Here is a 17397-nt window from a genome sequence, read left to right as displayed (position 1 = left end):
GTGCAATCAACCGTGGTTCTTGCCCAGCAACGCGTGATACAGCTCGGTGTCTCCCAGAATGCCCACGACTTTGTCGTTTTCCTGCAGCACCAGCTTGTTGCCGGTCTGGTAGCGAATCTGCAGGGCCTCACGCATGCCGATGTCGGCATGCACCAGGGTTGGCCTGCGGCTCAGGCCTTCCACTGCCTGCCCAGGCGCCCAGTTCTGCATCTCCAGGCCATTCTGGCCTTGCCGTGCACGCTTTATCGAATTGCCTTCACCCAGGTCCAGCCACGAGTCGCCGCCGGGGTCCAGGCAGACCGAACCGTTGACGCGCTTGCAGTTGTCCAGCGAGCGCATCAGGCTGCGTCCGCACAGCACGTTCAGTGGGTTGGTATGGGCCACGAAGGTGCGCACGTATTCATCGGCCGGGTTCAGCACGATTTCCTCGGGCTTGCTGTACTGGATGATCCGTCCGTCCTTCATGATCGCGATCCGGCTGCCCAGCTTGAGCGCCTCGTCCAGGTCGTGGCTGACGAAGACGATGGTCTTGTTCAGCTGGCTCTGCAGGGTCAGCAATTCGTCCTGAAGGCCTTGGCGGATCAAAGGGTCCAGGGCTGAGAACGGTTCGTCCATCAGCAGGATGTCGGCGTCCATGGCCAGCGCGCGTGCCAGGCCTACGCGCTGTTGCATGCCGCCGGACAATTCATCGGGCTTCTTGTTGCGCCACTGGGCCAGGCCTACCAGTTCGAGTTTTTCGTCGACCAGCTTGCGCCGTTCCTTCTCGGGGCGGCCCTGCATTTCCAGGCCGAAGCTGATGTTCTCGCGCACCGTGAGCCAAGGCATCAGGGCGAACTTCTGGAACACCATGGCGATACGTTTGGTGCGCATCATCTTCAGTTCAGCCGGGGTGCAGTGGGCGATATCGATGTGCTTGCCTACGTGCTCCACGAACAGCTTGCCGCGGCTCACGGTGTTCAGCCCGTTGATACAGCGCAGCAGGCTGGACTTGCCCGAACCGGAAAGGCCCATGAGCACGCAGATCTCGCCTTTCTGGATGTCCAGGTTGGCTTTCTCTACGCCGACCACAAGGCCGGTCTGCTTGAGAATCTCTTCGCGGGTCTTGCCCTGGTCCAGCAACGACAGCGCTTCGCGTGGCTTGTTGGAGAAGATGACGTCGACGTCTTCGAATCGAATGATACTCATGCTTCACTCCTGGCCGGCAGCTCCGGTTGCTTGCAGATACGGTCGAGCATGATCGCCAGCAGCACGATTGCCAGGCCCGCTTCGAAGCCCAGGGAAATATCGGCGGTGTTCAGTGCGTTGACCACAGGTTTGCCCAGGCCGTCGGCGCCCACCAGGGCGGCGATCACCACCATCGACAGCGACAGCATGATGCATTGGGTGACGCCTGCGGCGATGCTCGGCATCGCATGGGGCAGTTCGATACGGGTGAGCAGTTGACGGCGCGAGCAGCCAAAGGCCTTGCCGGCGTCCATCAGTTCCTGGGGGACATCGCAGATGCCCAGGTAGGTCAGGCGGATGGGGGCGGCGATGGCGAACACGACCGTCGAGATCAACCCAGGCACCACGCCCAGGCCGAACAGGGTAAGGGTAGGGATCAGGTAGACGAAGGTGGGGACCGTCTGCATCAGGTCGAGCACCGGCCGCATGGCGGTGTAGAACATCGGCTTGTGTGCGGCGACGATACCCAGCGGCACGCCGATAGCCACGCAGACCACGGTGGCGAAGCTGACCTGGGCCAGGGTTTCCATGGTTTCCTGCCAGTAGCCCAGGTTGAGGATCAGCAGGAAGGACAATCCGACGAAGGCGGTCAATGCCCACTTGCGCTGGATCAGGTGCGCCAGTGCAGCGAACAGGGCGATGAGCACGAGCGGGTTGAACCAGGTCAGGGTACTGGTGAAGCCATGGATCATGAACTCCAGGCCTTGGGCGATGGCGTCGAAATAATTCGCGCCGTGCTGGGTCAGCCACTCGACGAACGAGGACATGTACTGGCCCAGGGGTATTTTCTGATCGATAAGCATGATAGCGAGCTTCCACCTGCGTAGATTGAAATCAACCCGGGGCGGGCACGGTCCTGCCCCGAGGTAGCGCTACTGCGTAGTTCGGTTATTGCGTCAGCTTGGCCTTGGCCGCCTCGAGGCCAGGTTTGCCATCCACAGTGGTCACGCCTGCCAGCCAGGTGTCCAGCTTGCCGGGATTGTCCTTGAGCCATTTCCGCGCAGCGGCGTCAGGCTTCATCTTGTCGTCCAGGACATAGCCCATCATGGTGCTTTCGTCCTTGAGCTCGAACGACAGGTTCTTCAACAGTTGGCCGACGTTGCTGCATTCCTGCGCATACCCCTTGCGGGTATTGGTGTACACCGTCGCCTTGCCGAAATCGGGGCCGAAGAACTCATCGCCACCGGTCAGGTACTGCATCTTGAACCGGGTGTTCATCGGGTGCGGCTCCCATCCCAGGAACACGATGGCCTCGCCACGTTTCTGCGAGCGGTCCACCTGGGAGAGCATGCCGGCCTCGCTGGACTGGACAATCTTGAAGCCGGCGTCCTTCAGGCCGAAGGCGTTCTTGTCGATCATGCTCTGGATGGTGCGGTTGCCATCGTTGCCCGGCTCGATCCCGTAGATCTTGCCGCCTAGCTCATCCTTGAACTTGGGAATGTCGCTGAAATCCTTCAAACCCTTGTCGTACAGGGCTTGCGGTACTGCGAGCGTATACTTGGCGTTTTCCAGGTTGGCGCGCAGGGTTTCGACCGTACCGGCGTCGCGGTACTGCTTGATGTCGTTCTCCATGGTCGGCATCCAGTTGCCGAGAAACACGTCCAGGTCCTTGCCGGCCGCCAGCGACTTGTAGGTCACCGGCACCGAGATCATGGTGGTGTGCGTCTTGTAGCCCAGGGCGTCGAGCACAGCGCTGGTGGTGGCCGTGGTTACCGTGATGTCGGTCCAGCCGACATCCGAAAACCGCACCGTCTGGCACTGCTCGGGTTCTGCGGCCTGGGCCAGTACCGGTGCGGACAGCAACGCGACCAGCAACAGCGAGGGTGAACCTTTCATGGGTGGACTCCTGTGATTTTGTCTTCGGGTTCGCGTGGTTCGTCGGACGTTCTGAGGGTCCGATCGATCAGGCCTGCAGAGGGCAGGTTGCGTGGCCGTGCTTTACGAGTCGCTTTCGATAATCCTCCAGCGCCGGGCAATCGCCTACTGGTGGAGTCGTATCCAGTACGCAACGGGTCGCATCCAGTATGGGCAATGTCGCTTATGGATTCTTCTACCCATCCTGCCGCTTTTTTGCGTCACCAAGGCACCGGAAAGCGGCGCACTGAGCCTGCAAAACAGGCGGCGCGGCTGGACAAGACTACGTCGGTTGCAGACGGCGAGCAGGGTGGCAAAAGCCCGATGATGCGTGCATTGAAGGCGGCCTGCAGTCCAGCCTAGCAGCTGCCCCGCCCTGCGCATTGCGCGTACAGACAAGCCCAGCAAGAGGTGATTCGACAATGGCCATCAGCGTGTTCGACCTGTTCAAGATCGGTGTCGGGCCTTCCAGCTCGCATACCGTCGGCCCCATGCGAGCCGGTGCCCTGTTTGTCCAGGGGCTGCGCGAGCGCGGCGAGCTGGAACAGGTTAAGCGGATCGAGGTGCGCCTGTATGGCTCGCTGTCGGCTACCGGTATCGGCCATGGAACCGACAACGCCACCATCATGGGGCTGATGGGCGAATGGCCAGACGCCATCGACCCTACCCAGATTGTCCCGCGTATCGCCGACCTGCGCGAAACCCAAGTGCTCAAACTCGATAACCGCCTGCCCATCGATTTCATCTGGGCCCGTGACATGCTGCTGCTTGACGAGAACCTGCCTTACCACCCGAACGCCATGACCCTTGTGGCAGAAGGCGAGCAGGGCGAAATTCACCGAGATACCTACTACTCAGTCGGCGGTGGCTTCGTGGTCGATGCCGCCCAGGCCGCCAGTGGCGTGCTGGACGCCGACCAGACCGTGCTGCCGTACGATTTCAACAGCGCGGCCGAGCTGTTGCGCCTGTGCAAGCAAAACGACCTGAGTGTGTCGCAATTGATGATGGCCAATGAACGGGTCTGGCGCAGCGAGGCAGAAATTCGGGCCGGCCTGCACACGCTTTGGGATGCCATGCAGGAGTGCGTCAACAATGGGCTCAAGTACGAAGGCACGCTGCCGGGCGGGCTGAATGTCCGTCGTCGTGCTGCCAAGCTGCACCGCAGCCTGCAGGAAATCGGCAAGCCCAACGTGATCGGCTCGACCATGAGCGCCATGGAGTGGGTCAACCTGTTCGCCTTGGCCGTGAACGAGGAAAACGCCGCAGGCGGGCGCATGGTCACCGCGCCTACCAATGGCGCGGCCGGCATCATTCCGGCGGTGCTGCACTACTACATGCGCTTTAGTGACGAGGTGGACGAGTCCAGCGTGGTGGATTTCTTCCTGGCGGCCGCCGCCGTGGGCATCCTGTGCAAGAAGAACGCCTCGATCTCAGGGGCCGAGGTGGGCTGTCAGGGTGAGGTGGGCTCGGCCTGCGCCATGGCCGCTGCAGGACTTGCTCAGGTACTGGGCGCTACCCCGCCCCAGGTTGAAAACGCAGCCGAGATTGCCCTGGAACACAATTTGGGCCTGACGTGCGACCCGGTAGGCGGACTGGTGCAGGTGCCCTGCATCGAGCGCAATGCAATTGCTGCAGTGAAAGCCATCAACGCTGTGCAGATGGCGTTGCGTGGTGATGGCGAGCATTTCATCTCCCTCGACCAGGTGATCCGCACCATGCGTGATACAGGTGCCGACATGCACGACAAGTACAAGGAAACCTCGCGCGGCGGCCTTGCCGTCAGCGCCATCGAGTGCTGATGCACTTCTTCGACCTGCGGTGTCATCGTCGAGCGATCGGCGCTGGCACCACGCTCATCATAACGGTGCAAAGCACCACCTCGTGACCTTAAAACGTGCAAGACGATGCCTACCGTCAGTCGGATGTCGCGATCGGTGCAGGCGTTGTCGGTGACACTCAAGAGTGTCGTTTCTGGGCAACTTGGGTAATGCGTGTCACCAAAGTGCTCAGGGGTGACACGCATGCCGCCTAGAACGCCTGTTTGAGGGCTGTAACAGACTTGTAGGAAAGTCCTGATTTTGACGACGGAGTAGGTCGTTTTCAGGTTTTTTCGGATAGCTGTTCAATTTCAGGCACGGCGTTTGCGTAGTGATAGACAACCAAGCCCCGTGGACGACCCCGGGGCAATAACAAGAAATCAGTGTCCGCCTGAGGCACGCCCTGCATTTGTGTGAGGAGAAATCGCGATGACGTCGTACACCTCCGGGAACCCAACCCAGAACCGCACAACCCCCCAGTCCATCGGGTTTCTTCTCCTGGACAACTTCACCCTCATTTCTCTGGCGTCGGCGGTCGAGCCCCTGCGCATGGCCAACCAGCTGTCCGGCCGCGAGCTGTACCGCTGGCATACCCTGACCGTCGATGGCGGCCAGGTCTGGGCCAGCGACGGCTTGCAGATCACACCCGATGCCGCCATGCACAGCGCGCCCCCCATGGACACGGTCATCGTCTGTGGCGGTGTGGGTATCCAGCGCACCGTGACGCGTGAGCACGTGACCTGGCTGCAAGCCCAGGCTCGCCAGTCGCGCCGCCTTGGGGCGGTGTGCACCGGCAGCTGGGCGCTGGCCTGCGCCGGCCTGCTCGACGGCTTCGATTGCAGCGTGCACTGGGAATGCCTGGCGGCCATGCAAGAGGCCTACCCACGGGTCAACATGAGCACGCGCCTGTTCACGCTCGACCGCAACCGCTTCACCAGCTCTGGCGGCACCGCGCCGTTGGACATGATGCTGCACTTGATCAGCCGCGATCATGGTCGGGAATTGTCGGCGGCCATTTCCGAGATGTTCGTCTACGAGCGCATCCGTAACGAGCAGGATCACCAGCGCGTACCGCTCAAGCACATGCTGGGCACCAATCAGCCGAAACTGCAGGAAATCGTCGCCCTGATGGAAGCCAACCTCGAGGAGCCGATCGACCTGGACGAACTCGCCGTCTACGTATCCGTGTCGCGTCGGCAGCTGGAGCGGCTGTTCCAGAAGTATCTGCACTGCTCGCCTTCGCGCTATTACCTCAAGCTGCGGCTGATACGCGCACGCCAGTTGCTCAAGCAGACGCCGATGTCGATCATCGAGGTGGCTTCGGTCTGCGGCTTCGTGTCCACGCCGCACTTCTCCAAGTGCTACCGCGAATACTTCGGCATTCCACCGCGCGACGAGCGTGTTGGCTCCAATACCACCCAGCAGGTGGCGATGATGCCGATTCCACAGGCCATCACCCTGTCGCCCCACAGTGGTCCGATGGCGGCATTGAGCCAGGCGCGTAATGAGTCAACGTTTGCCAGTGTAAGGCTCTAAGGGTTCAGGGCTGCGCTGCAGCCCGTTCGCCGGCATCGCGCGGCCCCTCTAGGGGCCGGCTTGCCGACGATCACGCCGGCATCGGAGCAATCGCTCAGGCGCGCTTGTTGAATTGCGCCAAGGCTGGCAGCAGCTGTTTATCAATCGCCTGCCGCACGGCCGGTAACAGGGTGGCGCTGCCCGCGTACATCTGCTCGACCATCCCCTTGAGCGCCCGCGCATTCGGCTCGGTGAGCCCGCGTACTACGGCCTCACACGCCTGCTCGGCGCTGGCACCGGCCGGAATGTCGAACCCGCGTGCCCGCAGGTGGCCCGCCAGGTCGTCTTGATCAATCAAATCGGCATGCATCATGGCTGTTGTCCCTTTTATCGCGTAGAGAGTGCTGCAGTGATCACGACCGATTCTGTGGCGCCGCCGTCATGCTCGCAACCTCGAAAGGGCAGAGTGGCCGCTTTGGCTATGAACAGGTCGTTTCCGGCTAAATCCGCTGCCCAGGAACTGCGCACACTCTAGTCATCTACCGCTACGGAGGGTTTGGTCACCCTCACTCGTGCACAGTGGATGTTGCTCGCTCTTGGCCCCGGATGCTCACGGCTTTCCGGGGTTATTTTTTTGCAGATCACCTATCCATTTTCAATCGCTCGCAAGACCCTAGCCGTTCGCTGGAAGGCGGATCACCCGCCCGGTATAGGCGTTGGCCGGTACAGGTCCCTGAGCATTGAGGGTGGCGGCCAGGGCAGCGCTGCTGCGCTGACTGAAGGGTGCGGATTTCGGCCCCGCGAGGTCCACATGCAGCAGCATCTGTTCGCTCGCCGCCAATGGATCTCCAAACCCCGCGCGGTGCAGGCTGTGGTAGACATGCAGGCGCTTGCGGTCAAAACCGACGATGTGCGTCTGCACCCACACCTCGGTGCCGAGTTTTACCTCGTGCAAGTAGTTGATGTGCGCCTCGAGCGTGAACAGAGAGTTGCCACCCTGCCCACGGCTTTCGGCATCCAGCCCAATGCGCTCCATCAGCGCGTCGGTGGCGTAGCTGAATATCAGCAGGTAGAACGCATCACGCAGGTGACCGTTGTAATCGACCCAGTCTTCCAGCACTTGGGTCCGGTAGGTGATCAATGCAGGCATCGTGCTCTCCTCAGTCGCTGAACGACATGCCATGGTTGGCCTTGCTGGTGGTCACCGCTTCCAGCACCGCCAGCAGCGTGTCATCCCGGTAGCGTTCCAGCGCGGCGATGCTGCGATCACCCAGTTGCTGCGACGTACCCTCCACCACATCGTCGATCAGTTTGTCGGTCAGCTCAGGCGCCGGCAGGTAGGTCCACGGCAGCTTCAGTGCCGGCCCGAATTGCGACATGAAGTGACGCATGCCGGCATCGCCACCGGCCAGGGTGTAGGTCAGGAAGGTGCCCATGAACGACCAGCGCAGGCCCGCGCCAAAACGGATGGCGTCGTCGATTTCACCCGTGGTGGCGACCCCGTCGTTGACCAGGTGCAGCGCCTCGCGCCACAGCGCTTCGAGTAACCGGTCGGCGATGAAACCGGGGACTTCCTTGCGTACGTGCAGTGGCCGCATGCCAAGGGCGGTATAAACATTGCTGGCCGCCTCGATGGCCTGCGGCGCAGTCTGCTTGCCGCCGACGATCTCGACCAATGGCAGCAGGTACACCGGGTTGAAAGGATGGCCTACCACACAGCGCTCAGGGTGAACGGCCGAGGCGTAGAACTCGCTGGGCAACAAGCCCGACGTGCTGCTGGCAATAATTGCATCGGGTTTGGCAGCGGCGCTGATCCGTGCATGCAAATCGAGCTTCAGGTCCAGCCGCTCAGGCGCGCTTTCCTGGATGAAATCAGCCTCGCGCACGCACGTTTCAACGGTATCGAAAAAGGTCAGGCGAGCTTGCGATGCGCCTGGCGCAAGGCCCTGTTTCTCCAAGGCAGGCCAGGCGTTGGCGATGCGTTTGCGCAGGGCCTGTTCGGCGCCTGGCGCCGGGTCCCAGGCGATCACGTCCAGGCCATGGGCGAGGGCGCGTGCAACCCAGCCGCTGCCGATCACGCCGCTGCCCAACGCGGCAAATGTCTTGATGTCAGTGATGAAGGTCATGCAGGTCTCCAGAAGCGATCAGCGACGGTTCAGGTTCATCTTTGCCCGGCCTTCTGCGGGGCTCAGGACACGGGCACCCAGGCGCGAAATGATCTCTACCGCGCGCTCGACCAACTGGCCGTTGCTCGCCAGTACGCCACGGTCCAGGTACAGGTTGTCTTCCAGGCCGACTCGCACGTTACCGCCGAGCAACACGGCCTGCGCGGCCATGGGCATCTGCATGCGGCCGATGCCAAAGCCGGCCCAGGTGACATCGGCGGGCAGGTTATCGACCATAGCTTTCATGGTGGTGGTGTCTGCCGGTGCGCCCCACGGTATTCCCAGGCACAGCTGGAACAAGGGGTTGTCGAGCAGCCCTTCCTTCATCATTTGCTTGGCGAACCACAGGTGGCCGGTATCGAAAATTTCCAGCTCTGCCTTGACCCCCAGCTCCGTAATGCGCCGGGCACCGGCGCGTAGTTGCGCGGGCGTGGAAACGTAGATGGAATTGCCGTCACCGAAATTGAGGGTGCCGCAGTCCAGGGTGCAGATTTCCGGTAATAACGCCTCGACGTGGGCCAGGCGTTCGAGGGGGCCGATCAGGTCAGTGCCCTGCCCGAATGCCATGGGGTTTTCATCGGGCCCGATTTCCAGGTCGCCGCCCATGCCGGCAGTGAGGTTGACGATGATGTCCACGTCGGCTTCGCGAATGCGCTCCATGACTTCGCGATACAGGGCCACATCACGGCTGAAGCGCCCTGTCTGCGGGTCGCGTACGTGGCAGTGGACCACTGTGGCGCCGGCCTTGGCGGCTTCCACGGCCGCTGCAGCGATCTGCTTCGGCGTGACGGGGACCAGATGGCTTTTTGAGGCAGTGTCGCCGGCGCCGGTCAGGGCGCACGTAATGATGACGTCGTGGTTCATGGGGGATCCTGTGCGATCTGTTGTGGGCTTTTCGCCGGCAAGCCGACCCCTGCAAGGTTCTGGACGAACCTTGGTGTCCGTGAATCTGTAGGGGCTGGTTTGTCGGTGATGGGGCGGTTTCAGTTGGCGGTAAGCTTGAGATTGTCGGCGGCCGGTTTGCCATCGAAGGTGGTTACACCCTCAAGCCAGCGGGCCTTGTCCTCGGGGTGGTCCTTGAGCCATTGGCGCGCCGATTCCAGCGGGTCCTTGTGATCGAGCAATGGCTGCATCATGCGGCTCTCGTCTTCGGCGCTGAAACTCAGGTTGGCCAGCAGGCGGTTGGCATTGGGGCAGCGCGCTGCATAATCGGGTGCGGTGACGGTCCACACCGTCGCGCGGCCTTCGTCCGGGCCGAGCGCGTCCTGGCTGTCCCCGAGGTACACCATGTCGATGTTCACGTTCATGGGGTGTGGGGTCCAGCCGAAGAACACCACGGCTTCCTTGCGCCGTACTGCCCGGTCCACGGCGGCCAGCATGCCCGCTTCGCTGGACTCGACCAGCTGGAACTTGCCCAGGCCGAACTGGTTCTTGGCGATCATGGCCTTGATCTGGGTGTTGGCGCCCGAACCCGGCTCGATACCATAGAGCTTGCCGCCCAGTTCTTTCTCGAATTTGTGTATGTCGGCGAAGGTGCGCAGCCCCTTGTCCGCCAGGTACTTGGGCACTGCCAACGTGGCCCGGGCATCGTCAAGGCTCGCCTTGTCCATGACTTTGACCTGCCCGGCATCGATGAAGGGGGTGATGGTCTGGGTCATGATCGGGTTCCAGTAGCCCAGGAACATGTCCAGGCGTTTGTCGCGAATGCCAGCGAAGATGATCTGCTGCGACGCGCTGGTTTGCTTGGTGGTGTAACCCAGGCCATCGAACAAAGCCTGGGCGATGGCGCTGGTCGCGATCACATCGGTCCAGTTGACCACGCCCAGACGGACATTCTTGCAAGCAGCGGCATCGGCGGCGTAAAGCGAGGGGGTAGCAAGGCTGGTCAGGGCCAAGGTCAACAGGCTGCGGCGGATCAAGCTGTGCATGGTGGCTCTCCATCGGCAGTGCATATTTTTATGGGGGCGGCCTCTGCGGACCGTGTGAACACGCTACGCTGGTGGCACTATTGAAAATCGCACGCCGGCGACCAACATTTGCACGCAGGCGACCTGTTCGCTGGAGCATGCCATGGCGGGGATCATCCACTTTCTGTTGTTACCCGGTTTCTCCGCCATGGGGTTCATCAGTGCCCTGGAGCCCCTGCGCGTGGCCAACAGGTTCAAAGCCCAGGCATACCACTGGCAGGTATTGAGCCTGGATGGGAGCGCCGTGAACGCCAGCAACGGCATGTCAGTCAATGCCGATGCAGCGTTGGGCGCGCAAACGCCCTGCAGTACATTGCTGATCGTGGCAGGCTTCGAACCCCTGGGCTGCTACGCCCCAAAGCTTCAGCAAAGCCTGCGCCGCCTGGCTCACGAGGGCGTCATGCTAGGCGGTATCGATACCGGCGCTGTGGTGCTGGCCGAGGCAGGCTTGCTCGATGGTCATCGTGCGACCGTGCATTGGGAGGCGCTGGATGCGTTCAGGGAAAACTATCCCAGCCTGCATGCCACCCAGGAGCTGTTCGAAATTGACCGGCAACGCATCACCTGTGCGGGCGGGACCGCTTCGATCGACTTGATGCTCGATCTGATCGCCCAGGCCCATGGCGCCGAGCTCGCTGTGCAAGTTTCCGAGCAGTTCGTGTTGAGCCGTATTCGACCGCGCCAAGATCATCAGCGCATGCAGATTGCTGCACGCTATGGCATCAGCAACCGCAAGCTGGTGCAGGTGATCACAGAGATGGAAAAGCATACCGAACACCCGCTTGGTACAACAGAATTGGCCGCGCGCGTGATGATCACGCGTCGGCAGATGGAGCGCCTGTTTAGGTTGCATCTCAACGATACGCCCAGCGGTTTTTACCTTGGCCTGCGCCTGGACAAGGCTCGCCAGTTGCTGCGCCAGACCCAGATGACGATCACCCAGGTCAGCGTGGCATGCGGTTTTGAACTGCCGTCGTACTTTACCCGACGTTACAAGCGCCGCTTCGGGTGCTGCCCACGCGAAGAGCGCAAGTTCGTGAAGTCGTCTCCACCGAATTAGAGGTGATCGATGCTGCTATGCGCCTCGAGACGTCGTTCTACGCAGTCTCTGTACAGCGCTGCGTATTCATCGACAAGCCGGATACCCAAGTGATCCAGTTCAAGCAACGCCTTGGTTCGACTCGTATCTGGGTTGGTCGAGCAGGCCATGTGCAGAACGATGGCCACGGGCCGTGCCGCCTCGTCAGTGTCGAAGTCGATGAGCATGTGTGAGCTTGCCGATCGAATCTTCAACAAGGCCGGGTCTGGCTGCTTCAGTCCCTGCAGAATGTCGTTGCCCACACGTTGGAACTTGAGATTCTTGCCTTGGGGAGCGGGGATCCAACCTGAGAAGATGTCTTCGAAAACTGCCTCGGTGGGCACGTACGGTATTGTTCTGGTGGTCCGCTCGAATAACAAGGCGCCGTAGCGCTCCAGGTTGGTTAGAAAATGCTCGAACCAGCGTTGGCTGTCCAGGTGTTGATTGTGGACAAGGTTGGCTTCCAACTGCGCCACGCGCAGGCAGCCCTGCAGGTCCTCGTAAGGGTGGCTGACAACTTCCATGGGCATTAGATAGGCCTTCGGCAAACAGGGAAGCTTGGCGCCGCAGCGCGGCGCCAGGGCTTGTTCAGATGTCCAGGGCCAGAATATCGACGGCCTGGCTGGCCAGTTTCAGCCTGACCGCTTCGCGCATGGCATTGAAGTGGCGGATGCTGAAGGAACCCTGCTGCGAGGCGCGATACACACGGGTATTGGACTTGTCGAGGGTGCGGCCAGTGGCGCCGGCAGTCTTCTCGGCTTTGTCGTAGCTCAGTTGAACACTGGTCATGTGCATGATCGGCAGCCCCTGTGGCGACATTTCGCAGGTCGAAATCTGCACGGTGCTGGATTTACCGGAAACGCTCGCGGCGCTTTCTTCCAGCAACTGCTGGGCCTTGGGTGTCTTGACGATCACTTCGAAAGAGCGTTTGACGCAGCGGTTCAGACGATGGTTGTGGCCAATCTGCACCGAGACGATTTCTGGCACCAGGGTTGCCAGGGTATGGGTGTCCTTGTCGACCGCCTCTTCCACATGGGCGGCGCCGGTCAGCGTCCAGCCGAACTTGCCGAGCCCATCATTGTAGAAGTTGTACCACTCGCGCTGCTGCGTTTCCTTGTCGAACTTCTTGTTCGCCGACAGGTTCATCAGGCGCATGCCGTCCAGCACGTCTTCAGCGACGCTGGCCGGTACGTCTGGTGCGAAGATGCACACAGTGTTTGCCACCATGACGGCCCGCTCTTCGCCTTCTTTCTTCAAGGCAGCGATGGCACTGTCCATGTCGGTTTTCGTGAGGTTCACGGTCATATCTGCGACTCCTGTTAAGTGGGTGAAGCGCCTTGGATAAGGGCACTTGGCACTCACTTTGATACGAGCCAGCTTGATGAATAAGCCGCAAACTTTTCCCAACCAGGCAGTCCTACTCTACTGTTGCAGAATCGATTGCAGGTATTCGGACCGGTCATCAGTGCGCTGCGCGACGCAGGTGTCCCAGGCTGCCTGGTAAGCCTTGCCGTTGGTGGGCAGGGCGAAGGTTTCCGCCTTGCAATCGGCATCGCGAAGCTGCGTCCATAGCCCCTGAGCCTGTTTCAAGCGCTCGATCATCGTTGCTGCAATGCCGCCTTTGTCGTCAAACGCGTCGTGAACGCGCTGGAGAAGTTCGTCATAGGCCGATTTTAGCTCCCGTTCGGAAGCTTGCTTGTTGAACGCTGCGCAGGCATGGGCTTGCGCCTCTGTCTCGACGTTATCGCATGGGGTATTTTCCTCCTCACCGGCCTGGGCTGCTGCCGCCACCGCCAGCAGTACCACTGCTGCCATCGCTTTCATTCGCTGTTTCCTCCATCGACTGACGAATGCCGACGATTCTCGCGCACTCTCGGCGCGTACGGTATCACCTGGGCAAATTGTTCATCAAAGGACCCTCCATGGTCGTTATCGAGACTGTGTCTCATCGCCACAGACCGCGCCAGAGCGCGCGTTGTCGCGCATTGACGCTTTCGGCAAACCCCCTGTCGTTTTTGCATCGGGGCGCCTCGGGGCACAGGCATATGCTGGCCCCAAAGCGCCGGCACAAGGTTTGGCGCCAGCCCATTCAATAAAAGGGGACGCCTGATGAGCCCAGCCGAATTACACGCCGACAGCATCGTCATCGATGGCCTGATCATCGCCAAGTGGAACCGCGAGCTGTTCGAGGATATGCGCAAAGGTGGCCTTACCGCCGCCAACTGCACCGTGTCGGTTTGGGAAGGTTTCAAGGCCACCGTCGACCAGATCGCCGCCAGCCAGAAGCTTATCCGCGAGAACAGCGACCTGGTGATGCCCGTGCGCACCACCGCCGATATTCGCAAGGCCAAGGAACTGGGCAAGACCGGTATCCTCTTCGGCTTCCAGAACGCCCATGCCTTCGAAGATCAGATCGGTTACGTGGAGGTGTTCAAGCAGCTGGGCGTGGGCATCGTGCAGATGTGCTACAACACCCAGAACCTGGTGGGCACCGGCTGCTACGAGCGCGACGGCGGCCTGTCAGGCTTCGGTCGCGAGATCGTTGCCGAAATGAACCGCGTCGGCATCATGTGCGACTTGTCCCACGTCGGGTCCAAAACCTCCGAGGAAGTCATCCTCGAATCGAAAAAGCCGGTGTGCTACTCCCACTGCTTGCCATCGGGCCTCAAGGAGCACCCTCGCAACAAGTCCGATGAGGAACTGAAGTTCATCGCCGACCACGGTGGTTTCGTTGGCGTGACCATGTTTGCACCGTTCCTGGCCAAGGGGATCGACTCGACCATCGACGATTATGCCGAGGCCATCGAGTACACCATGAACATCGTGGGTGAAGATGCCATCGGCATCGGTACCGACTTCACCCAAGGTCACGGCAAGGAATTCTTCGAATACCTCACCCACGACAAGGGCTACGCCCGTCGCCTGACCAACTTCGGCAAGATCATCAACCCACTGGGCATTCGTACCGTGGGCGAGTTCCCCAACCTCACCGAGACCTTGCTCAAACGTGGCCACTCCGAGCGCGTGGTTCGCAAGATCATGGGCGAGAACTGGGTCAACGTGTTGAAAGACGTCTGGGGCGAATAAGCCGCTCTCCAAGCTTCAAGCCCCTGCCAGCATCGCCGGGGCAACCCAATAAAAATTTTTTCTGGAGTTGAGTTTCCATGGCCAAGATCGCCCCGCAATTGCCAATCGAAGTCGACAGCGAGACCGGTGTCTGGACCAGCGACGCCTTGCCGATGCTGTACGTGCCACGCCATTTCTTCGTCAACAACCACATGGGCATCGAAGAGGTCCTGGGCGCCGACAAGTACGCCGAAATTCTCTACAAGGCCGGTTACAAGTCGGCGTGGCACTGGTGCGAGAAGGAAGCCGAGTGCCATGGCCTGGAAGGGGTCGCGGTCTTTGAGCACTACATGAAACGCCTGAGCCAGCGCGGCTGGGGGCTGTTCGAGATTCAGGACATCGATCTGGACAAGGGCACGTGCAGCGTCAAGCTCAAGCACTCGGCTTTCGTCTATGTCTATGGCAAGTGCGGCCGCAAGGTCGACTACATGTTCACTGGCTGGTTCGCCGGTGCCATGGACCAGATTCTCGCTGCCCGCGGCAGCTCGATCCGCACTGTTGCCGAGCAGGTATATGGCGGGTCGGAAGAAGGCCACGAAGATGGCCTGTTCGTAACGAAGCCGTTGTAAGCCGGAGATAGCGTCATGGCATTCGAAGCAATGTTCCAGCCGATCCAGATCGGCAAACTGACCGTCCGCAACCGCGTGCTCAGCACCGCGCACGCCGAGGTCTACGCCACTGACGGCGGCATGACGACCGACCGCTATGTGAAGTATTACGAAGAGAAGGCCAAGGGTGGCATCGGCTTGGCCATCTGCGGCGGCTCGTCCGTGGTGGCCATCGACAGTCCGCAGGAATGGTGGTCGTCGGTCAACCTGTCCACCGACCGTATCATTCCGCACTTCCAGAACCTGGCCGACGCCATGCACAAGCATGGCGCCAAGATCATGATCCAGATTACCCATATGGGTCGTCGTTCGCGCTGGGATGGCTTCAACTGGCCGACCCTGATGTCGCCCTCGGGCATCCGCGAACCGGTGCACCGCGCCACCTGCAAGACCATCGAGGTGGAAGAGATCTGGCGTGTGATCGGTAACTATGCGCAGGCGGCCCGCCGTGCCAAGGAAGGTGGCCTCGATGGCGTCGAGCTGTCGGCGGTGCACCAGCACATGATCGACCAGTTCTGGAGCCCGCGCGTCAACAAGCGTACCGACGAGTGGGGCGGCAGCTTCGAAGGCCGCATGAAGTTCGGCCTGGAAGTACTCAAGGCCGTGCGTGCCGAAGTGGGCGACGACTTCTGCGTGGGCATGCGTATCTGCGGCGACGAGTTCCACCCCGATGGCCTCAGCCACGAAGACATGAAGCAGATCGCTGCCTACTACGATGGCACCGGCATGCTCGACTTCATCGGTGTGGTGGGCTCGGGTTGCGATACCCACAACACCCTGGCCAACGTCATTCCGAACATGAGCTACCCGCCAGAGCCGTTCCTACATTTGGCAGCTGGCATCAAGGAAGTGGTCAAGGTCCCGGTCCTGCACGCGCAGAACATCAAGGACCCAAACCAGGCTACCCGGATTCTCGAAGGTGGTTATGTAGACATGGTCGGCATGACCCGTGCACACATGGCCGACCCGCACCTGATCGCCAAGATCAAGATGGGCCAGATCGACCAGATCAAGCAGTGCGTCGGCGCCAACTACTGCATCGACCGCCAGTACCAAGGCCTGGACGTGCTGTGCATCCAGAACGCCGCGACCTCCCGTGAGTACATGGGTGTGCCGCACATCATCGAGAAGACCACCGGCGCCAAGCGCAAGGTCGTCATCGTCGGTGCCGGCCCTGCCGGCATGGAGGCGGCGCGCGTGGCCGCCGAGCGTGGCCACGATGTGACTCTGTTCGAAAAACGCGACCAGATCGGTGGCCAGATCACCATCGCGGCCAAGGCGCCGCAGCGTGACCAGATTGCTGGTATCACCCGCTGGTACCAATTGGAGCTGGCCCGCCTGAAGGTGGACCTGCGCCTGGGCACCGCGGCCGATGTAGACACCATCCAGGATCTGCGCCCGGACATCATCGTGCTGGCCGTGGGCGGGCATTCGTTCCTGGAGCAGAACGAACATTGGGGTGCAGCAGAAGGGCTGGTGGTCAGCAGCTGGGACGTGCTCGATGGCAAGGTCGCGCCGGGCAAGAACGTGCTGGTGTACGACACCATCTGCGAGTTCACCGGCATGTCGGTGGCCGACTTCATTGCTGACAAGGGGAGCCAGGTCGAGATCGTCACCGACGACATCAAGCCGGGTGTGGCCATGGGCGGTACGACCTTCCCGACCTACTACCGCAGCATGTACCCCAAGGAAGTGATCATGACCGGGGACATGATGCTGGAGAAAGTCTATCGCGAGGGCGACAAGCTGGTCGCTGTGCTGGAGAACGAGTACACCGGCGCCAAGGAAGAGCGGGTGGTCGATCAGGTGGTGGTGGAGAACGGCGTGCGTCCGGACGAGCAGCTGTACTACGCCCTCAAGGACGGCTCGCGCAACAAGGGCCAGATCGACGTGGAGGCGCTGTTCGCCATCAAGCCACAGCCGATCCTGAGCCAGCCAGGCGAAGGCTACCTGCTGTACCGCATCGGCGACTGTGTGGCCCAGCGTAACGTGCATGCGGCGATCTACGATGCCTTGCGGCTGTGCAAGGACTTCTGATCGCAC

At 61.1% G+C, this 17397-nt stretch carries 17 protein-coding genes; 6 read left to right on the top strand and 11 right to left on the bottom strand.

Features of this window, described 5'->3' with window-relative positions:
- Nucleotides 1-6 precede the first annotated feature (6 nt).
- From choV to FS777_RS03420, 3 genes are all read right to left on the bottom strand, one after another.
- On the bottom strand, nt 7-1185 hold the full coding sequence (gene choV, locus FS777_RS03430) for a choline ABC transporter ATP-binding protein (RefSeq protein ID WP_145254032.1): 1179 nt from the start codon (nt 1183-1185) through the stop codon (nt 7-9).
- Nucleotides 1182-2030 (bottom strand): choline ABC transporter permease subunit, encoded by an 849-nt coding sequence (choW, locus tag FS777_RS03425; RefSeq protein ID WP_178091245.1) that lies wholly within the window; start codon nt 2028-2030, stop codon nt 1182-1184. Before choW ends, choV begins: the two co-directional genes overlap by 4 nt.
- Nucleotides 2031-2112: 82 nt before the next feature.
- Nucleotides 2113-3060 (bottom strand): choline ABC transporter substrate-binding protein, encoded by a 948-nt coding sequence (locus FS777_RS03420; RefSeq protein WP_023532510.1) that lies wholly within the window; start codon nt 3058-3060, stop codon nt 2113-2115.
- A 440-nt stretch (nt 3061-3500) separates the two neighbouring features.
- On the opposite strand from FS777_RS03420, the gene FS777_RS03415 reads away from it, so the two are divergent.
- Both FS777_RS03415 and FS777_RS03410 read left to right on the top strand, forming a co-directional pair.
- Complete coding sequence (locus FS777_RS03415) at nt 3501-4877, top strand: L-serine ammonia-lyase (RefSeq protein ID WP_078479266.1); 1377 nt, start codon at nt 3501-3503, stop codon at nt 4875-4877.
- 447 nt (nt 4878-5324) lie between these two features.
- Nucleotides 5325-6431: a GlxA family transcriptional regulator gene (locus FS777_RS03410; protein ID WP_023532694.1), complete on the top strand. Its 1107-nt coding sequence runs from the start codon at nt 5325-5327 to the stop codon at nt 6429-6431.
- Between the two features lie 94 nt (nt 6432-6525).
- Here the strand turns inward: FS777_RS03410 and FS777_RS03405 are convergent, their stop codons facing one another.
- The 5 genes from FS777_RS03405 to choX all read right to left on the bottom strand — a co-directional run bounded on the left by FS777_RS03405 (nt 6526) and on the right by choX (nt 10503).
- Entirely contained in the window at nt 6526-6783 is a 258-nt protein-coding gene (locus FS777_RS03405; RefSeq protein ID WP_023532364.1) for a hypothetical protein, read from the bottom strand.
- A 300-nt stretch (nt 6784-7083) separates the two neighbouring features.
- Nucleotides 7084-7560: a thioesterase family protein gene (locus tag FS777_RS03400; RefSeq protein ID WP_058638101.1), complete on the bottom strand. Its 477-nt coding sequence runs from the start codon at nt 7558-7560 to the stop codon at nt 7084-7086.
- Between the two features lie 10 nt (nt 7561-7570).
- Entirely contained in the window at nt 7571-8536 is a 966-nt protein-coding gene (locus tag FS777_RS03395; protein ID WP_145254026.1) for an L-carnitine dehydrogenase, read from the bottom strand.
- Nucleotides 8537-8554: 18 nt separating this feature from the next.
- Nucleotides 8555-9439: a 3-keto-5-aminohexanoate cleavage protein gene (locus FS777_RS03390; protein WP_058638099.1), complete on the bottom strand. Its 885-nt coding sequence runs from the start codon at nt 9437-9439 to the stop codon at nt 8555-8557.
- A gap of 119 nt (nt 9440-9558) precedes the next feature.
- The gene (choX, locus tag FS777_RS03385; protein ID WP_145254023.1) at nt 9559-10503 is read right to left on the bottom strand and encodes a choline ABC transporter substrate-binding protein; all 945 of its coding nucleotides are present in this window, start codon (nt 10501-10503) and stop codon (nt 9559-9561) included.
- A 142-nt stretch (nt 10504-10645) separates the two neighbouring features.
- Here choX and FS777_RS03380 point away from each other — a divergent pair, with 142 nt between their 5' ends.
- Nucleotides 10646-11602 carry a GlxA family transcriptional regulator gene (locus FS777_RS03380; protein ID WP_145254021.1) on the top strand — a complete coding sequence of 319 codons (957 nt, stop codon included), beginning with the start codon at nt 10646-10648 and terminating at the stop codon, nt 11600-11602.
- Here the strand turns inward: FS777_RS03380 and FS777_RS03375 are convergent.
- The 3 genes from FS777_RS03375 to FS777_RS03365 all read right to left on the bottom strand — a co-directional run bounded on the left by FS777_RS03375 (nt 11599) and on the right by FS777_RS03365 (nt 13444).
- Entirely contained in the window at nt 11599-12150 is a 552-nt protein-coding gene (locus tag FS777_RS03375; protein ID WP_058638096.1) for a hypothetical protein, read from the bottom strand. The genes FS777_RS03380 and FS777_RS03375 overlap by 4 nt on opposite strands.
- 58 nt (nt 12151-12208) lie before the next feature.
- On the bottom strand, nt 12209-12925 hold the full coding sequence (locus tag FS777_RS03370; protein ID WP_078479264.1) for a hypothetical protein: 717 nt from the start codon (nt 12923-12925) through the stop codon (nt 12209-12211).
- 117 nt (nt 12926-13042) lie between these two features.
- Entirely contained in the window at nt 13043-13444 is a 402-nt protein-coding gene (locus tag FS777_RS03365; protein WP_058638095.1) for a lysozyme inhibitor LprI family protein, read from the bottom strand.
- A 285-nt stretch (nt 13445-13729) separates the two neighbouring features.
- On the opposite strand from FS777_RS03365, the gene FS777_RS03360 reads away from it, so the two are divergent.
- From FS777_RS03360 to dgcA, 3 genes are all read left to right on the top strand, one after another.
- Nucleotides 13730-14707 (top strand): dipeptidase, encoded by a 978-nt coding sequence (locus FS777_RS03360; RefSeq protein ID WP_023532386.1) that lies wholly within the window; start codon nt 13730-13732, stop codon nt 14705-14707.
- A gap of 77 nt (nt 14708-14784) precedes the next feature.
- Nucleotides 14785-15315 (top strand): DUF5943 domain-containing protein, encoded by a 531-nt coding sequence (locus tag FS777_RS03355; protein WP_013970507.1) that lies wholly within the window; start codon nt 14785-14787, stop codon nt 15313-15315.
- A gap of 15 nt (nt 15316-15330) precedes the next feature.
- Nucleotides 15331-17391, top strand: a complete 2061-nt coding sequence (gene dgcA, locus FS777_RS03350) for a dimethylglycine demethylation protein DgcA (protein ID WP_027913555.1) — start codon at nt 15331-15333, stop codon at nt 17389-17391.
- The last annotated feature ends 6 nt before the right edge of the window (nt 17392-17397 follow it).

Origin of the sequence: Pseudomonas sp. DE0157, from assembly GCF_007678615.1 — a bacterium.
Taxonomy (GTDB): Bacteria; Pseudomonadota; Gammaproteobacteria; order Pseudomonadales; family Pseudomonadaceae; genus Aquipseudomonas; species Aquipseudomonas parafulva_B.
Note: the sequence above shows the minus strand (reverse complement) of the source record. Positions and strands in the feature narration are given on the sequence as shown.